The 15,607-nt window shown below is 36.7% G+C and carries 14 protein-coding genes; 10 read left to right on the top strand and 4 right to left on the bottom strand.

Features of this window, described 5'->3' with window-relative positions; translation table 11 throughout:
* The first annotated feature begins 384 nt into the window (after window positions 1–384).
* The 8 genes from thrA (at window position 385) to GON26_RS10695 (ending at window position 9,278) form a co-directional block, all read left to right on the top strand.
* Entirely contained in the window at window positions 385–2,832 is a 2,448-nt protein-coding gene (gene thrA, locus GON26_RS10730; RefSeq protein WP_160374814.1) for a bifunctional aspartate kinase/homoserine dehydrogenase I, read from the top strand.
* Between the two features lie 209 nt (window positions 2,833–3,041).
* Entirely contained in the window at window positions 3,042–3,962 is a 921-nt protein-coding gene (locus GON26_RS10725; protein ID WP_160374813.1) for a homoserine kinase, read from the top strand.
* A 210-nt stretch (window positions 3,963–4,172) separates the two neighbouring features.
* A complete protein-coding gene (thrC, locus tag GON26_RS10720; RefSeq protein WP_160374812.1) occupies window positions 4,173–5,462 on the top strand; it encodes a threonine synthase in 1,290 nt (429 codons plus the stop codon).
* Between the two features lie 177 nt (window positions 5,463–5,639).
* Entirely contained in the window at window positions 5,640–7,127 is a 1,488-nt protein-coding gene (locus GON26_RS10715; protein WP_160374811.1) for an AAA family ATPase, read from the top strand.
* Between the two features lie 308 nt (window positions 7,128–7,435).
* Complete coding sequence (locus GON26_RS10710) at window positions 7,436–8,032, top strand: NAD(P)H-dependent oxidoreductase (RefSeq protein WP_160374810.1); 597 nt, start codon at window positions 7,436–7,438, stop codon at window positions 8,030–8,032.
* A gap of 24 nt (window positions 8,033–8,056) precedes the next feature.
* Window positions 8,057–8,386 (top strand): hypothetical protein, encoded by a 330-nt coding sequence (locus tag GON26_RS10705; protein WP_160374809.1) that lies wholly within the window; start codon window positions 8,057–8,059, stop codon window positions 8,384–8,386.
* Complete coding sequence (locus GON26_RS10700; RefSeq protein WP_160374808.1) at window positions 8,370–8,684, top strand: hypothetical protein; 315 nt, start codon at window positions 8,370–8,372, stop codon at window positions 8,682–8,684. The genes GON26_RS10705 and GON26_RS10700 overlap by 17 nt, the downstream gene beginning before the upstream one ends.
* An 87-nt stretch (window positions 8,685–8,771) precedes the next feature.
* On the top strand, window positions 8,772–9,278 hold the full coding sequence (locus GON26_RS10695; RefSeq protein WP_160374807.1) for a GNAT family N-acetyltransferase: 507 nt from the start codon (window positions 8,772–8,774) through the stop codon (window positions 9,276–9,278).
* 249 nt (window positions 9,279–9,527) lie between these two features.
* On the opposite strand, the gene GON26_RS10690 is transcribed toward GON26_RS10695, so the two are convergent.
* On the bottom strand, window positions 9,528–10,097 hold the full coding sequence (locus tag GON26_RS10690) for a Crp/Fnr family transcriptional regulator (RefSeq protein ID WP_160374806.1): 570 nt from the start codon (window positions 10,095–10,097) through the stop codon (window positions 9,528–9,530).
* Window positions 10,098–10,327: 230 nt separating this feature from the next.
* Here GON26_RS10690 and GON26_RS10685 point away from each other — a divergent pair, with 230 nt between their 5' ends.
* Window positions 10,328–11,434 carry a pectate lyase family protein gene (locus GON26_RS10685; RefSeq protein ID WP_160374805.1) on the top strand — a complete coding sequence of 369 codons (1,107 nt, stop codon included), beginning with the start codon at window positions 10,328–10,330 and terminating at the stop codon, window positions 11,432–11,434.
* 210 nt (window positions 11,435–11,644) lie between these two features.
* Here GON26_RS10685 and GON26_RS10680 read toward each other — a convergent pair whose 3' ends face one another.
* From GON26_RS10680 to GON26_RS10670, 3 genes are all read right to left on the bottom strand, one after another.
* Entirely contained in the window at window positions 11,645–12,028 is a 384-nt protein-coding gene (locus tag GON26_RS10680) for a DUF3037 domain-containing protein (protein ID WP_160374804.1), read from the bottom strand.
* The gene (locus tag GON26_RS10675) at window positions 12,018–12,797 is read right to left on the bottom strand and encodes a HipA family kinase (RefSeq protein ID WP_160374803.1); all 780 of its coding nucleotides are present in this window, start codon (window positions 12,795–12,797) and stop codon (window positions 12,018–12,020) included. The genes GON26_RS10680 and GON26_RS10675 overlap by 11 nt, the downstream gene beginning before the upstream one ends.
* 376 nt (window positions 12,798–13,173) lie before the next feature.
* The gene (locus GON26_RS10670) at window positions 13,174–14,022 is read right to left on the bottom strand and encodes an NAD(P)H-hydrate dehydratase (RefSeq protein ID WP_160374802.1); all 849 of its coding nucleotides are present in this window, start codon (window positions 14,020–14,022) and stop codon (window positions 13,174–13,176) included.
* A gap of 336 nt (window positions 14,023–14,358) precedes the next feature.
* Between GON26_RS10670 and gcvT the strand changes: the two genes are divergently transcribed.
* Window positions 14,359–15,441 (top strand): glycine cleavage system aminomethyltransferase GcvT, encoded by a 1,083-nt coding sequence (gene gcvT / locus GON26_RS10665; protein WP_160374801.1) that lies wholly within the window; start codon window positions 14,359–14,361, stop codon window positions 15,439–15,441.
* The last annotated feature ends 166 nt before the right edge of the window (window positions 15,442–15,607 follow it).

Here is a 15,607-nt window from a genome sequence, read left to right as displayed (position 1 = left end):
TTTTAAATATAGCATTTCACAACAGAAAAAGAAACCTAATTATGTGAATCCGTCAACTTTAAAGATTTAATATTGATAAATACTCAATATAAAAATATTTAATTTTGAAATATTAAAATATTCGCAAAAAGCAAATAAAGGTTTTTAACTTTTGTAAAAAACTGTACTTTTGAAAAACGAAAATGAAAAGTAACAGCGCAAAATATCCATCTACAATGACAACTCCAACTAGAGTTGCAATTGCTGCTACTATTATTTCTACTACAACAACTACTACCCCTTAGGGGTAAACATTTTTACATATAATCCTGGTTATCTATACTTTTTTCCTGAAAGAAGAGAGTCATTGGATACATAAAAACATTTAAAGAAAAAAATATCAAAATGAAAGTATTAAAATTTGGCGGAACTTCGGTAGCCAATGCCCAAAATATAAAACTCGTTCTCGAAATTGTTAAACAAAATTCAAAAGGAGAAAAACTAGCAGTAGTTGTTTCGGCTTTAAGCAAAGTAACTGATTTATTACAATTAGCTGCAGCAAAAGCAGCCGCCAACGATGAAAGCTTTAGAGAAATCGTGGCCGAAATCGAGAAAAAACACCTTGACACGCTTAAAGAATTAATTCCGGTAAGCGAGCAAAGCAGTTTGTTGAGCCATATCAAAAGAATTATCAACCACTTAGAAACCTTATTAGATGGTTGTTTTCTTTTAGGTGAATTATCTCCAAGAACAGCTGATACTATTTTGAGTTTTGGAGAGCTGCTTTCATCTTATATCATTGCGCAGGCCTACCAGCAAATCGATAAAAATGCAGCTTATAAAGACAGTCGCGAAATCATTAAAACCAATAATAATTTTGGTAAAGCGGCTGTGAATTTTGAAATTTCAAATCAATTGATTCAGGAATATTTTGCCGAAAATCAATCGCAAATCAATATTCTGCCAGGATTTATAGCATTGACCCTTGACGGTATTACTACTACTCTGGGTCGTGGAGGTTCTGATTATACTGCGGCTATCATTGCCGGAGCACTTGATGCAACACAATTAGAAATCTGGACTGACGTAAACGGAATGTTTACTGCCAACCCAAAAGTAGTGAAACAAGCACATCCAATCCCGACTATTTCGTATCAGGAAGCGATGGAATTGTCGCATTTTGGTGCCAAAGTATTGTATCCGCCAACAATTCAGCCGGTTTTAAGAAAAAATATTCCGATTTTAATTAAAAATACATTCGAACCGGAAGCAGCCGGAACTTTGATTACCAATCAGGCACCTGCAAACGGAACTGCCGTAAGAGGAATCAGCCATATTGATAATATTTCGTTGTTGACTCTGGAAGGTCCGGGAATGATTGGAGTTGCTGGTTCGTCAAGACGTTTGTTTGAAGTGTTGTCACACGAAAAAATCAATGTTATTTTTATTACTCAGGCTTCTTCTGAGCATTCAATTTGTATCGGAATTTTAAATTCGGATGCGGATAATGCCGAAGCTGCAATTAATAAAGCCTTTGAAATTGAAATTTCTCAAAATAAAATCGACCCTTGCATCGTAGAGAAAAACCTTTGCATTATTGCTTTGGTGGGTGAAAACATGAAGAATCACCAGGGTTTAAGTGGTCGAATGTTCAGCACTTTAGGAAAAAACAACGTGAACATTCGTGCAATTGCGCAAGGTGCTTCTGAGAGAAATATCTCGGCGGTTATCAACGAAAGAGATGTTAAAAAAGCCCTGAACACCTTACACGAAAACTTCTTCGAAGAAAACACTAAACAATTGAACCTGTTTGTAATGGGAGTTGGAAATGTGGGCGAAAAATTCATCGAGCAGATTCACAATCAACGAAAGTTTTTAAAAGAAAATTTAAAAATAAACGTTCGTGTAATCGCGTTGTCAAACTCACGAAAAATGCTTTTTGACGAAGACGGAATTTCGCTTAAAGAATGGCAGGCGGCTCTTGACAATGGCGAAACTGCTAACAAAGAAGATTTCATCACCCGTGCAAAAGAACTGAATTTACGTAACAGTATTTTTGTTGATATTACAGCAAATGCAAGTGTTTCTGAAACTTACGAGCAATTCTTAAAACAAAGTATCGCTGTTGTAACTTGCAACAAAATTGCCTGTTCATCAGCTTTTGATAATTATAAAAAACTAAAAAGTTTATCACGCCAATACAACGCTCCGTTTTTGTTTGAAACGAATGTGGGGGCGGGATTACCAATTATTGATACTGTAAAAAACTTAATCGCTTCTGGTGATAAAGTACACAAAATACAAGCGGTTTTGTCTGGAAGTCTGAACTTCATTTTCAATAATTTTGATAAGAATAATTCTTTTCACGATGTGGTTAAAGAAGCCGGAGTTCAAGGTTTCACAGAACCAGACCCAAAAATTGACCTGAGCGGAATTGACGTTGCCCGTAAAATCCTGATTCTAATTCGCGAAAGCGGTTATGAAATGGATATTGACGCCATCGCCAACGAGTCGTTTTTGCCTGCCGAATGTTTAGCAACAATAAACAACGAAGACTTTTTTGCTTCGCTAATCAAACACGCGCCGCATTTCGAGAAAATCTACGAAGAAGCGCTAGCAAAAGATTCAAGATTGAAATACGTTGCACAATTCGAAAACGGAAAAGCAAGCGTTGGCCTGCAATTCATTCCAAAAGACCATCCTTTCTATAACCTAGAAGGAAAAGACAATATCGTATTATTTTACACAGACCGTTACGTAGATCAGCCGCTATTGATAAAAGGAGCCGGAGCCGGTGCTGCGGTAACTGCGTCTGGTATTTTTGCGGATGTCATCAGAATAGGAAACGTATAAGATTAGCCGCTAAGGCACTAAGACGCTAAGTTTCTAAGTTTTCTTTCAAAGATACTAAGCTCCTAAGTTGCTAAGGCTCTAAGTAAAAAATTTAAAATTGTGCTTCTTTAGAATTTTAGAAGCACTCATATAATATAGATAAGAGATTCAACGCTAAGTTTTTAAAACCTTAGAAACTTAGCAACTTAGAACCTCAGAAACTTTAACAAATGACACAGATTAAACTATTTTGCCCAGCTACTATCGCCAATCTTTCGTGCGGATTTGACGTACTCGGACTTTGCTTAGACAATGCGGGCGATGAAATGATTGTTCGAAAAGTAGCCGAAAAAGGGGTACGCATTACTAAAATTGAAGGCGCTAATTTACCTATGGAAACCGAGAAAAACGTTTCCGGAGTGGCGGCTTTGGCGATGTTGGCAACTTTGGATGTTGATTGCGGATTCGAAATTGAAATTTACAAACACATCAAAGCCGGAAGCGGAATCGGGAGTAGTGCTGCCAGTTCAGCCGGAGCGGTTTTCGGGATAAATGAATTGTTAGGCAGACCTTATTCCCGTAAAGAATTAGTGCAATTTGCGATGCAGGGCGAGAAATTAGCCAGCGGAAACGCACATGCTGACAACGTTGCTCCTGCTCTTTTGGGTGGTTTTACCTTGGTAAGAAGTTACGCTCCATTAGATATTATCAGAATTGACAGTCCTGAAGAATTGTTCGCAACAGTAGTTCATCCTCAAATTGAGCTGAAAACTTCGGATGCGCGTTCGGTACTAAAACAAACCGTTTCCCTAAAAAGCGCCATCATGCAATGGGGAAATGTAGGCGGATTAATCGCTGGTTTATACACCAAAGATTACGACTTAATCGGCCGTTCGCTTCATGACGAAATCGTTGAGCCTTTACGAAGTGTTTTGATTCCTGGTTTTGATCAAATAAAACAAACCGCTCTTGAAAATGGCGCTTTAGGTTCCGGAATTTCAGGATCCGGTCCTTCTATTTTCGCTTTAAGCAGAGGAATTGACACCGCCAACCAAATCGCCAAAGCCATGAGTGACGTTTACGAAAAGATGAATTTACCGTATGAAATTCACGTTTCGAAAATTAATCCTGATGGTGTGAGGATTTTGTAAAAGAGTACTTAGTTTTTTAGTCCCTAGTCCTTAGTATTTTTAGTCCCTAGTCCTTAGTTTTTTTAGTCCCTAGTAATTAGTCCCTAGTTGTAAAAAGTTAAAGACTAAAAGACTAAAAGACTGAGAACTAAGACCTAAAAGATTAAGAACTAAAGAACTAAGGACTAGGAACTAAGAACTAAGGACTAAAAAACTAACAACTTAAAAAGAATGAAATACTATAGTTTAAACCATAATGCCCCAAAAGTTTCGTTTCAGGAAGCTGTAATACAAGGATTAGCGAGTGATAAAGGATTATATTTCCCAGAGAACATTACCGCTTTAGAACCTTCTTTTTTTGATAAAATCGAAAGTTTATCACACGAAGAAATTGCTTTCGAAGCCATTAAACAATTTGTGGGAAATGAAATTCCTGAGACCGTTTTAAAAGAAATTATTGCCGAGACTTTAGTTTTTGATTTTCCGGTAGTGAAAGTCGAAAACGGAATCTATTCGTTAGAGTTATTTCACGGTCCAACCATGGCGTTCAAAGACGTTGGCGCACGCTTTATGTCACGTTGTTTGGGTTATTTTAATAAAGACAACAAAGACAGTCAAAATACAGTTTTGGTCGCTACATCGGGAGATACGGGCGGTGCAGTTGCCAGCGGGTTTTTAGGCGTTGCTGGTGTTGATGTTGTGATTTTATATCCGTCAGGAAAAGTGAGCGACATTCAGGAAAGACAATTGACAACTTTAGGACAAAACATCAAAGCACTGGAAGTAGATGGTGTTTTTGATGATTGCCAGGACATGGTAAAAAAAGCATTTTTAGATGATACTTTAGCGCACAAAAACCTAACCTCAGCAAATTCTATCAATATAGCGCGCTGGTTGCCGCAAATGTTTTATTTTTTCTTTGCGTATAAAGCTTTGAAGAGCCAAAACAAACCCCTTATTTTCTCCTGCCCAAGCGGTAATTTCGGGAATATTTGCGCGGGAATCATGGCGAAGAAATTAGGTTTGCCAATTGAGCATTTTGTAGCAGCTACCAACGTAAACGATACCGTACCAAGATTCTTAGAAAACGGAAAATACGCCCCAAAACCTTCTAAGGCAACGATCTCGAACGCAATGGATGTGGGCAACCCAAGTAACTTTATCCGTATTCAGGAATTGTACAACAATGAGTTAAAAGCGTTCGAAAAAGATTTCTCTTCTTATAGTTATACCGATGAGCAAACACTTGAAGCTATGAAAAATATCTATAACACCGATGGGTATATTGCAGAACCACACGGAGCTGTTGGGTATTTAGGTCTTAAAAAAGAATTGCAAAAACACGATAACGCGATTGGTGTTTTCTTAGAAACCGCTCACCCTATTAAATTCCTGGATGTAGTAGAACCTGCTTTAGGCATTACGCTTCCTATTCCAACACAAATTGAAAGTGTTTTGGATAAAGAAAAAGTAAGCGTGAAGATTTCTAAGTATGAGGAACTGAAGGCGTTTTTGGGGTAATCGAGACTTATATTTTTAGCCACGAATTACACGAATTTTCACTATTTTTTTATGTGGATTTTGGTGTAGTTTGTGGTTTTGTTTTTTATAGACTAGATTAGTTTTTTGTATATAAAATTGTTATGTTTGATTTCTCTTGTTAAGAAAGTATTTATTTTTTTCTAATTCAAACATATAATGACTAAATTAAATAGTTTAGAAATACAGAATTTTAGACATATTGAAAGCCAAAAAGTTGAATTTGGAAATTATATAACAGTTATAACTGGTCTAAACGGAACAGGCAAGTCATCAATCCTTGGCTGGATTGCTCAGCTTTGTGATTTTAAATCTAAAGAAAAAACTATTTTAGATACTTATTTTAAAGAAGACTATAGAAATGTTTTCAAGTTCTGCCCTACAAATGATTATATCAAAGAGTATGAAGTTAAATTCAATTATTCTCTATCAAGTTCATTAATAGAAGAAAGTAAACAAATAAATACTAGATATGTAAATAAGACCGAAAAATCTCCCGAAAGATATAGGACTGATTTTGATGGTAGGGGAAAAGCATTAGATCATCCAATAATCTACTTGGGATTAAAAAGATTGATACCATTAGCAACTGAAAATAAAATTTCATCTTTTAATCCTTCTCTTTCAAGTAAATACATAAATACTTATTCTAATTTAATCAAAGAAATATTTGTCTTAGTAAATGATAAAATAAGGCCTGAACCTGTAAAGTCTACCAATAAAAAACTTTTAGCTTTACAGACTGAAGTTTACGGACACTTAGGAAATTCTGCTGGTCAGGATAATATTTCTCAAATAATTTCTTCTCTAATTTCATTTGAAATTTTAAAAGAAAAAAATAAAGATAGTTTTAATGGAGGAATTATTTTAATTGATGAAATAGATTCGACATTATATGCAGCTTCACAATGTAGATTAATTGACGTCTTATTTAGATATGCAAGAAAACTTGACATTCAAATAATTTTCACGACACATTCAGTTGAAATATTAGAATACTTAAAGGATAAATTTGGCAATGATACAAAAATAAATTACTTCAATTTGCTAGACGGTAAAGTAAAGAATTCTATAAATCCATCTGTGGAATATATTAGATTAAAAATAAAAAATGAAGTATCTAAAATTAAGGTTACTGAAAAAATCAACTTTATATGTGAAGATGAAGTTGCACAATATTGGATTAAAAATCTTATAAATAATACAGAATTAAAAAAAATAGTAAATATAGAAAAAGGTCCTTTTCCAGATGGAACAATTATTTCTATGGCTGAATCAAACCATTCAATTTTCAAAAAAGTATATTTTATTTTAGATGGAGATGTAAAGAAAAAATTGAATTCAAAAAAAATACCACCAAGAACAGTTTTTCTTCCAACAGAGTTTAGACCCGAAACTGTCATGTATGATTTTGTCAAAAACTTATCTGATTATGATGATTTTTGGGATGATGAAAATAATTTTACAAAACTAACTTGTTTTAATAATTTTACAAATGATGGTAAAGGTGTACATAAGAGTTGGTTTTTATCTACTATAAATAAGAAAGAATTTGGTAATGGTTATTCAAAATTATTTAATCGATGGAAAAAGGATAATCAAGAATCAGTTAATGATTTTTTGGATAGCATTAGAAAAGTAATGTAGCCTTCTGCCAATAGAAATCATATAAAAACATCAAAAACCTTCACTAGCCTCCAGCTTTAGCTGGAGGTTTTTTAATAAATTCTACAATTGGCTTTAGCCAAAAAACGATACTTTAGGCTAAAGCCATTTTTTACTATTGCAATTTATTCCCTCCAGCTAAAGCAGGAGGCTATTCAAAATCTCTACCTTTTTACAAAACAAGTTTCCCGCAATGGCAAACCAGTCTAAAGACCATTAACTTTCAAAAAACCACAACATAAATCCTTATTTTCGTATCAGCCAAAAAGTTACAACCGAAAACAAACCACATGAACATCCTCATCATCTACAGTCATCCCAGCAAACAATCGTACACCTTTCAGGTTTTGGAACAGCTGAAAGAGCTGATTGCGGCTCAAAATTGGAATCTCGAAATCTCTGATCTTTACGAAATGGGTTTTCAGAGCGACATGACCGAAGCCGAATACGAAAGAGAAGGCCTTATAAACACTGCCCTGCCCATTCCTGCGGATGTTATATTGGAACATCAAAAAATAGCAAAGGCAGATGCTATCATTTTTATATATCCGGTATGGTGGAGCGATTGTCCCGCGAAGATGAAAGGCTGGTTCGATAGAGTATATTCGGTGGGATATGCGTACGCGAACGACCAGTCTGATGCCAAAATGAAAACCGTACCCTTAGGACTTGCCGTTTGTACCGCCGGGCATCCCAATGCTTTTCTGGACGAAATAGAAATTGCCAAAAGCATGAAAACCGTCTTCCTGAACGACCGTTTAGGCAAACGTTTTGAAAACAAAGAGATGCTTATTCTGGGCGGAACTTTAGATAAAGAAAAGGTTTACGATGAGCATCAAATCCAAATTAAATCGGTAATCGAAAAAATAAAAAGCTACTGCTCCTAAGATTTTCTACCTCTCAAAAAAATAATGCCTCGTAAATTCGTTAACGAGCGTGGTAAGTTTGTTAGTAAGCGTGGTAAAGTCGTTGGCGAGCGTGGTAAGTTTGTTGGCGACCTTCGTAAGTTCGTTAGTAAGCGTGGTAAAGTCGTTGGCGAGCGTGGTAAGTTTGTTGGCGACCTTCGTAAGTTCGTTAGTAAGCGTGGTAAAATCGTTGGCGAGCGTGGTAAATTTGTTGGCGACCTTCGTAAGTTAGTTAGTAAGCGTCGTAAAGTCGTTGACGACCTTGGTAAGTTTGTTGGCGACCTTCGTAACTTCGTTAATAAGCTTGGTAAAGTCGTTAATGAGCCCGGTAACTGAGAAAGTAAGCGTCGTATGTGAGAATGTAAGCTTTGTAACTGAGGATATAAGCGTCGTGTGTGAGAATGTAAGTCCGGTGGCTGAGGATGTAAGCGTCGTATGCGAGAATGTAAGCCCGGTAGCTGAGGATGTAAGCTCGGTAGCTGAGGATGTAAGCGTCGTATGTGAGAATGTAAGCCCGGTACCTGAGGATGTAAGCGTTGTATGTGAGAATGTAAGCTTGGTAACTGAGGATGTAAGCGTCGTATGCGAGAATGTAAGCCCGGTAGCTGAGGAAGTAAGCGTTGTATTTTTTTAATTTCATAATCACACTGTCTCATTTCCTTTTAGACAACATTTATTTACCTTTGACATTTAAAAATTAAAGGACTACAGCACACCAACCATGATTACAAAAGCAACATTAGCCGACATTCCGGCATTAAATACCTTAATCAATTCGGCATACAGAGGCGAAACTTCAAAAAAAGGCTGGACTACCGAAGCCCATTTATTAGAAGGAAAAAGAACCACCGAAGAAGAATTAACTGAAATTCTAGAGGATTCAAAAAACACTTTTCTGAAATTTACGGAGAACGACCAGATTATCGGTTCGGTTTTACTGGTCGAAAAAGGCACGCAATTGTATTTAGGAATGTTAACCGTTTCTCCCGAATTACAAAACAGCGGTATCGGCAAAAAGATGCTGGCCGAAGCCGAAAATCAGGCTAAAGCTTTAGGTTTGTCGAGTATTATTATGACAGTAATTTCGGTACGTGAGGAGCTTATTGCCTGGTACAAACGCAACGGTTATACTGATACAGGCGAAAGAGAAGCTTTCCCGCAAAGCGAAATTCATATTACGATTTCAGCCGAACCGCTGGAGTTTATCTTTTTAGAGAAGCTAGTATAGTTTATACCACAGAGATTCGCGGAGGCTTTTTTAGTCTCGCAAAGGCGCAGAGGCACAAAGTTCTTTCTTATATGTCCTTGCGACTTCCCGAGATTTTTAAGTTCCAGCTTAAATTTTCTTATATAACTTATATGGTAAAAAAGGTTTAACATCAAGATTCGCAGAGTTTTTTTTAGTCTCGCATTCTATGATAAAATATATTAGACGCATTGCAGTGCGACTCTACAGAGAATCTCAGCCCCTCTCTTTTCAACACCTTTTTTTAATCTTAGACAAAAATTCGTGTGAAACTCCGAGATAAGAAGACAAATTCCTGTTGTTGATTTTCCCCACTTTGTGCGAATACTTCTCGATAAACTCCAGATACCTTTGTTTGGAAGTTTTGTTTAAGACATCTAAAAGTCTTTGCTGGATGGCAATATTGGCTTTTTCGACCATAAGGATGTGAAACTGGATTAACTTTGGCACCTGCTCAAACAAAAGGGCTTTATTAGCCTTACTAATAACAAGGATTTCGCTGTCTTCAATTGCCTTGATATTGTAGGTGGTAGGTTTTTGATGATAGAAACTTTCGAGATCACACATCCATTCGTTTTCGAAGGAGAAAAAAATAACGCTTTCGGTACCATTGTCATTCAAAATGTAGGTTTTAAAAGCACCTTTCAAAATAAAGCCTTCGTAAGAACTATTAGAGTCCTGGACTTGCAAATATTCATTTTTTTTTAGTTTGATAAACTCGGTTTTTTCAACTATAAATTTCCATTCTTCATCTGTCAAAGGAATTTTGCGTTCGATGCTTAATCTGAGGGCTTTGTACATATTTTTACTTTTATTCTTACTTGGGGCGTAAGTATTAGAATGAATTAAAAAAATAATAATGTAATCGATTACGCAAAAATACTTGTTTTAAAAAATTTTGTCACTTAACAACTGTTAAAAAAATACTTTTTGTAGATATTTTTTCAAAACATTGAACTTGTTCAACTTTTTTAAGTGCAATTATCCGCAGATTTGTATTGTTAAATACTTATAAACCCCAAACTTAAATTATGAAATTTAAATCAACCCTCACCATGTTCTTATTGACATTGGCATTCGGTTTTACAGCATGTAACACCGAGGAAATTGCTTCATCACAAAATGATGAAAAAATTATTGCTGCAGCTTCTACGGGAAGTAACTTAACGGCTAAAGTAGGAAACTGTGCTCAGGTTCCAGGATGGGCCTCTCAAAATGGAGGAACAACTGGAGGAGGAACATCGACAGAAACAACAGTTACGACTTATGCGCAATTGAAATCGGCGATTGAAAACAGTTCTGTAAAAGTGATCAAAGTTTCCGGAACTATTACAGTTACAACAAGATTGTCGTTTCAGGATCAGACAGGCAAAACCATTTATGGTGCTAGCGGTGCAAAACTGGTTTCAACAAATCAAACCAAAGATGCTTCCGGAATTATCAATATCAAAAGATGCAAAAACATCATTATTAGAAATCTAATTTTTGAAGGTCCCGGCGCTTATGATACTGACGGTTGGGATAATGCTATTCTTGACGAATGTACAAACGTGTGGGTGGACCACTGCGAATTTAGAGATGGTGTTGACGGAAACTTCGACATCAAAAACAAGTCAGATTATATTTCAGTTACGTATTCTAAATTTCATTACCTAAAACCGCCAAAAGCTGGAGGTTCTGGAGGTTCTGATGATCACAGATATTCAAACTTAATTGGTTCAAGCGACGGAGCAACAGGAGATCGTGGAAAACTAAGAATTACTTTTGCCCGTTGCTGGTGGGCTCCAGGCTGTAAAGAAAGAATGCCTAGAGTTCGCTTTGGAAAAGTGCATTTACTGAATAATTTCTTTAATAGCACTGTAAGTAACAAATGTGTTGCAGCAGGTTTTGAAGCTGATATTCGTGTAGAAAGTAATGTTTTTGAAGGTGTAAAAACGCCAATTGATTTAATGACTGGTTACACAGCAGTTACAGCAGTTGATAATGTTTTTACAAACACAACTGGAAACCAAGCCGGAAATAAAACTGCTTTTACGCCTCCTTACACTATTGTAAAACTTGTTAAAACTGCTGTTAAAGCCGATGTTTCGGCAAATGCAGGAGCTACTTTAGGCGGCAACATCTGCGGATCTTTCTAAAAAATCCAAAAAAAATAGAGTTAGTTTAGTTTTTAAACCACGAATTATAGGAATGTAGTTCGTGTTTTTTTTATTTCAGATTTTACACAGAGATACACAAAGCTTATTCGCAGAGATTCGCGTAGTTTTTTCTTATATGGCCTTGCGACTTCACGAAATTTTTAAGTTCAAACTTAAATTTTCTTATATAACTTATATGGTGAAAAACATTTACAGCACAAGTTCTTCAAACAAACGCTGAATCGTTTTCTCCAAATCTTCACACAGACCCGAATGTGGTCTCGAAGTCTGAATCGCCGAACTACGAATAGCTGTCAGCCAGCGAAAACGCGACGGAATATCAAATTCGCCAATTGGTCCGCCATCTTTGTCTCCATTGGCTATTTTTTTCAGGGCCGTTACATTACAATGCAATTGCTCAATATCAAAATCGGCAGAAAGAGCTGCTACTTTGGCATCGTCAATATGAGACAATACTTTTATAAATTTGGCTTTTTTGCAAAACAAAATGATTCCGATATTCAGGAATTCTTCGCGCTCGACTCTGGGTACCACACGAATTACGGCATACTCATATAAGTGACTATCTTGCATCTTGCGCTTGTTTTACAAAAATTTCAGAATGGTTTAATCTAGTTTGCAAAAACTGCAGATATACATTTCGCAAAGCTTCGGGTGTTTCATCAGTGTCCTCCCACTCCAGCCATTCCAGCGGAATTGTATCGACTATTTCTTCTAATACTTCGGGAGTTAAAAGTGCTTTAAACTCGGCATCGACCTCTTGCAAAAGTGACGCTTGTGGCAACAAAACATGGTCTTTTATCAAAGCAAAAGGGCTTTTGGCGTGTTGCTCCCAATTGTTCCAGGAATGATGAAAATACAAACAGGCTCCGTGATCGATCAGCCATAATTCTTTATGCCAGATGAGCATATTGGTATTCTTAAAAGTACGATCTACATTGGTGATGTACGCATCAAGCCAGACAATTTGCGAGGCTTGTTTGGCATCGACAGTCGTTACTACCGGATCAAAAGTAATCGCTCCTGATAAAAAGTGAAGTGCTAAATTCAACCCCTGACTTCCCTGCAACAGATCCTGAATTTCTTCGTCGGCTTCTGTACGTCCGAAAGCTTCGTCGAGATTCGCGAAAACCAGTTCCGGTAATTGCAATTTTAAGGCTTTGGCGATTTGTCCACCTACCAACTCGGCAATCAGGGCTTTTACGCCGTGACCCGCACCTTTGAATTTAAGGACATATTTAAAATCGTCGTCGGCTTCTGCCAAAGCGGGTAAAGAACCGCCTTCGCGCAAAGGTGTTATATATCGTGTAACATTTACGGTTCTGAGATCGAAGTTTTTCATAAGCAGTATTTACTGGAATACAAACTTACGGATTTTTGATTTTAGATTTCTGAGTTTAGATTTTAGATTTTTTAACTGCAGGCTTCTCGAAGTAAATTTAGTATTGGTGCGGAAATTTGCTCGCAAAGGCGCTAAGTCGCAAAGTTTTTTTTCGTCATGTTTGTCTTTCCGATTTCTATAATAAAACCAAATCTTTTTTTCAGGAGCTAATCCCGCTATCCGTTGCAATCTTTTGTTTTTTAAAGAAAAAAACAAAAGGATTTCCACTTCTATCGGGGCTAGGGCATCCGTTTTCAAAAGGATATTTTCGTTTATTTTTATCATTTCTGGAATAACAAAATGTGAACACAATTCAATTATCTAATTGACACATTATCTAATTATCTAATTCCAAAAAAGCTTTTCCTAAATTCTCCATAATATTCGATGCTATAAAAGACTCATAACCCGTTTCAGGTAGCGCTATATCAGCAGTTAATCCGTGAAGAAAAACACCCAATTGCGCTGCTTGTAAAGATTCGTAACCTTGGGCAAGCAGACTTGTTATGATTCCGGTTAAGACATCACCGCTTCCTGCAGTTGCCAAAGCGGCGTTTCCCGTGGTGTTTTGATAGACCTTCTGTTGATGAATGATAAATGTGGGTGCACCTTTCATGACAATAATTACTTTATACTTTTCAGAAAAAGCAATTGTTTTTTGAAATTTTTCGGCATCCGAATTCCATTTACCAATTAAGCGTTCGAGTTCTTTTGGATGTGGTGTCAGGATTGTGTTTTTAGGTGATAAATCCAACCAGGATGGTTTTTTTGATATAATATTGAGCGCATCTGCATCGAGAACCAAAGGCGGAATATTTGTTTTCAAAAAGGTATGCAAAGCTTTTTGAGTGGCTTGCTCCTGCCCGATTCCCGGACCAATCGCAACAGCTTGCGGAATAAACGGAAGCTTGATATTGGTAATAAAATTAGGGTTTTCATCCGTTACAACCATTACTTCCGGAATGGCGGTTTGCAGAATTGTATAACCACATTGCGGTGCAAAAGTAGTGACGAGTCCGCAACCTGATTTTAATGCTGCTTTTGATGCCAAAACTGCCGCTCCGATTTTGCCGTAACTTCCTGCAATAATGACAGCGTGTCCCTGAATTCCTTTATGCGCTGTAGGGTTTACGGGTTTATAGAGTTGTAGAATTTCTTCTTTTGTAATTAAAAACGGGTCTTTCATTTGACTTGTTTATCTATTGTGATTATTTAATTACTTATGGATTGAGGTTAATTATAACGCGGATAAAACGGATTTTTAATTAGCCGTTTACAGTAAATGATAATTAAAATTCAGGTTATTAAAGTTACAATAAAAATTTGAAGAAGAAAGTGTTTCTCATAACCGAATAGCCCTAGCCCTGATAGAAGCGGCATCCTTTTTGTTTTTTCTTTAAAAACAAAAAGATATAGCGGATAGCAGGAAATAGCTCCTAATCTTTGCGAATTTTATAATTTAGACTGCTTATTTTCGATATTTTTTGAATAAATTTGCGTCACAATTTCTTAAAACTACACAATGAAAAATACTGCGCTTACGCACATACATGAAGGTTTGGGAGCAAAAATGCTTCCGTTTGCTGGTTATAACATGCCGATTACTTACGAAGGTGTGAATGCTGAACACGAGACAGTTCGTAACAGTGTGGGCGTTTTTGACGTTTCGCACATGGGTGAATTTTTGCTTTCGGGTCCAAATGCTTTGGCTTTGATTCAGAAAGTGACTTCGAATGATGCTTCGACTTTGACGATTGGTAGAGCGCAATATTCCTGCCTGCCAAACAATGACGGCGGAATCGTAGATGATTTGATTGTGTATAAAATGAAAGAAGAAGAGTATTTACTGGTTGTAAATGCTTCGAATATCGAGAAGGACTGGAACTGGATTTCGGCAAACAATGATTTGGGTGTTGAGATGAAAAACTTGTCTGACGACTACTCTTTGTTGGCTATTCAGGGACCTAAAGCGGTTGAGGCGATGCAGCCTTTGTCTTCTTTAGATTTAGCTGCGATTCCTTATTACCATTTTGAAGTGGCTGATTTTGCTGGGTTTAATGATGTCATTATTTCGGCTACAGGTTATACTGGTTCTGGTGGATTCGAAATTTACTGCAAAAATGCCGATGCTGAAGCGATTTGGAACAAGGTTTTTGAGGCTGGTGCTGCTTTCGGAATCAAACCTATCGGATTGGCTGCTCGTGATACTTTACGTCTTGAAATGGGTTTCTGTTTGTACGGAAACGATATTAACGATACTACTTCTCCACTTGAAGCTGGATTGGGATGGATTACGAAATTCAGTAAAGATTTTACCAATTCTGAAAGTTTGAAAAAGCAAAAAGAAGCAGGTGTTACCAAAAAGTTAGTTGCTTTTGAAATGCAGGAACGTGCCGTGCCAAGACACGATTACGAAATTGTAGATGCTACTGGTACCGTGATTGGTATTGTAACTTCGGGAACGATGTCGCCTTCTATGGGTAAAGGTATTGGTTTGGGATATGTTACGGTTGACAACAGCGCAGTTGACAGCGATATTTTTATCAGAATCAGAAAAAATGATGTTGCTGCAAAAGTGGTGAAATTACCTTTTTACAAGAAATAGTTTTTTTATATAAATAAGTATTAAAGCCGTTACAAATTAATAATTGTAACGGCTTTTTTATGGCCACGAATTCACGAATTATTTTCAATTTATGTATAATAATTCGTGAATTCGTGGCTAACTTTTTGATAAACAAAACAATGTATGCAATTCGTGGAGAAAAAGA

It is taken from the genome of Flavobacterium hydrocarbonoxydans (assembly GCF_009789235.1).
In the GTDB taxonomy this organism is placed as follows: Bacteria; Bacteroidota; Bacteroidia; order Flavobacteriales; family Flavobacteriaceae; genus Flavobacterium; species Flavobacterium hydrocarbonoxydans.
This window is presented reverse-complemented; position numbering and strand designations above follow the sequence as displayed.

What these genes read in the sequence shown, in the direction of transcription:
- thrA (WP_160374814.1), top strand. Translation starts at nt 385, where the DNA reads ATGAAAGTATTAAAATTTGGCGGAACTTCGGTAGCCAATGCCCAAAAT.
- GON26_RS10725 (WP_160374813.1), top strand. Translation starts at nt 3,042, where the DNA reads ATGACACAGATTAAACTATTTTGCCCAGCTACTATCGCCAATCTTTCG.
- thrC (WP_160374812.1), top strand. Translation starts at nt 4,173, where the DNA reads ATGAAATACTATAGTTTAAACCATAATGCCCCAAAAGTTTCGTTTCAG.
- GON26_RS10715 (WP_160374811.1), top strand. Translation starts at nt 5,640, where the DNA reads ATGACTAAATTAAATAGTTTAGAAATACAGAATTTTAGACATATTGAA.
- GON26_RS10710 (WP_160374810.1), top strand. Translation starts at nt 7,436, where the DNA reads ATGAACATCCTCATCATCTACAGTCATCCCAGCAAACAATCGTACACC.
- GON26_RS10705 (WP_160374809.1), top strand. Translation starts at nt 8,057, where the DNA reads ATGCCTCGTAAATTCGTTAACGAGCGTGGTAAGTTTGTTAGTAAGCGT.
- GON26_RS10700 (WP_160374808.1), top strand. Translation starts at nt 8,370, where the DNA reads ATGAGCCCGGTAACTGAGAAAGTAAGCGTCGTATGTGAGAATGTAAGC.
- GON26_RS10695 (WP_160374807.1), top strand. Translation starts at nt 8,772, where the DNA reads ATGATTACAAAAGCAACATTAGCCGACATTCCGGCATTAAATACCTTA.
- GON26_RS10690 (WP_160374806.1), bottom strand. Translation starts at nt 10,097, where the DNA reads ATGTACAAAGCCCTCAGATTAAGCATCGAACGCAAAATTCCTTTGACA.
- GON26_RS10685 (WP_160374805.1), top strand. Translation starts at nt 10,328, where the DNA reads ATGAAATTTAAATCAACCCTCACCATGTTCTTATTGACATTGGCATTC.
- GON26_RS10680 (WP_160374804.1), bottom strand. Translation starts at nt 12,028, where the DNA reads ATGCAAGATAGTCACTTATATGAGTATGCCGTAATTCGTGTGGTACCC.
- GON26_RS10675 (WP_160374803.1), bottom strand. Translation starts at nt 12,797, where the DNA reads ATGAAAAACTTCGATCTCAGAACCGTAAATGTTACACGATATATAACA.
- GON26_RS10670 (WP_160374802.1), bottom strand. Translation starts at nt 14,022, where the DNA reads ATGAAAGACCCGTTTTTAATTACAAAAGAAGAAATTCTACAACTCTAT.
- gcvT (WP_160374801.1), top strand. Translation starts at nt 14,359, where the DNA reads ATGAAAAATACTGCGCTTACGCACATACATGAAGGTTTGGGAGCAAAA.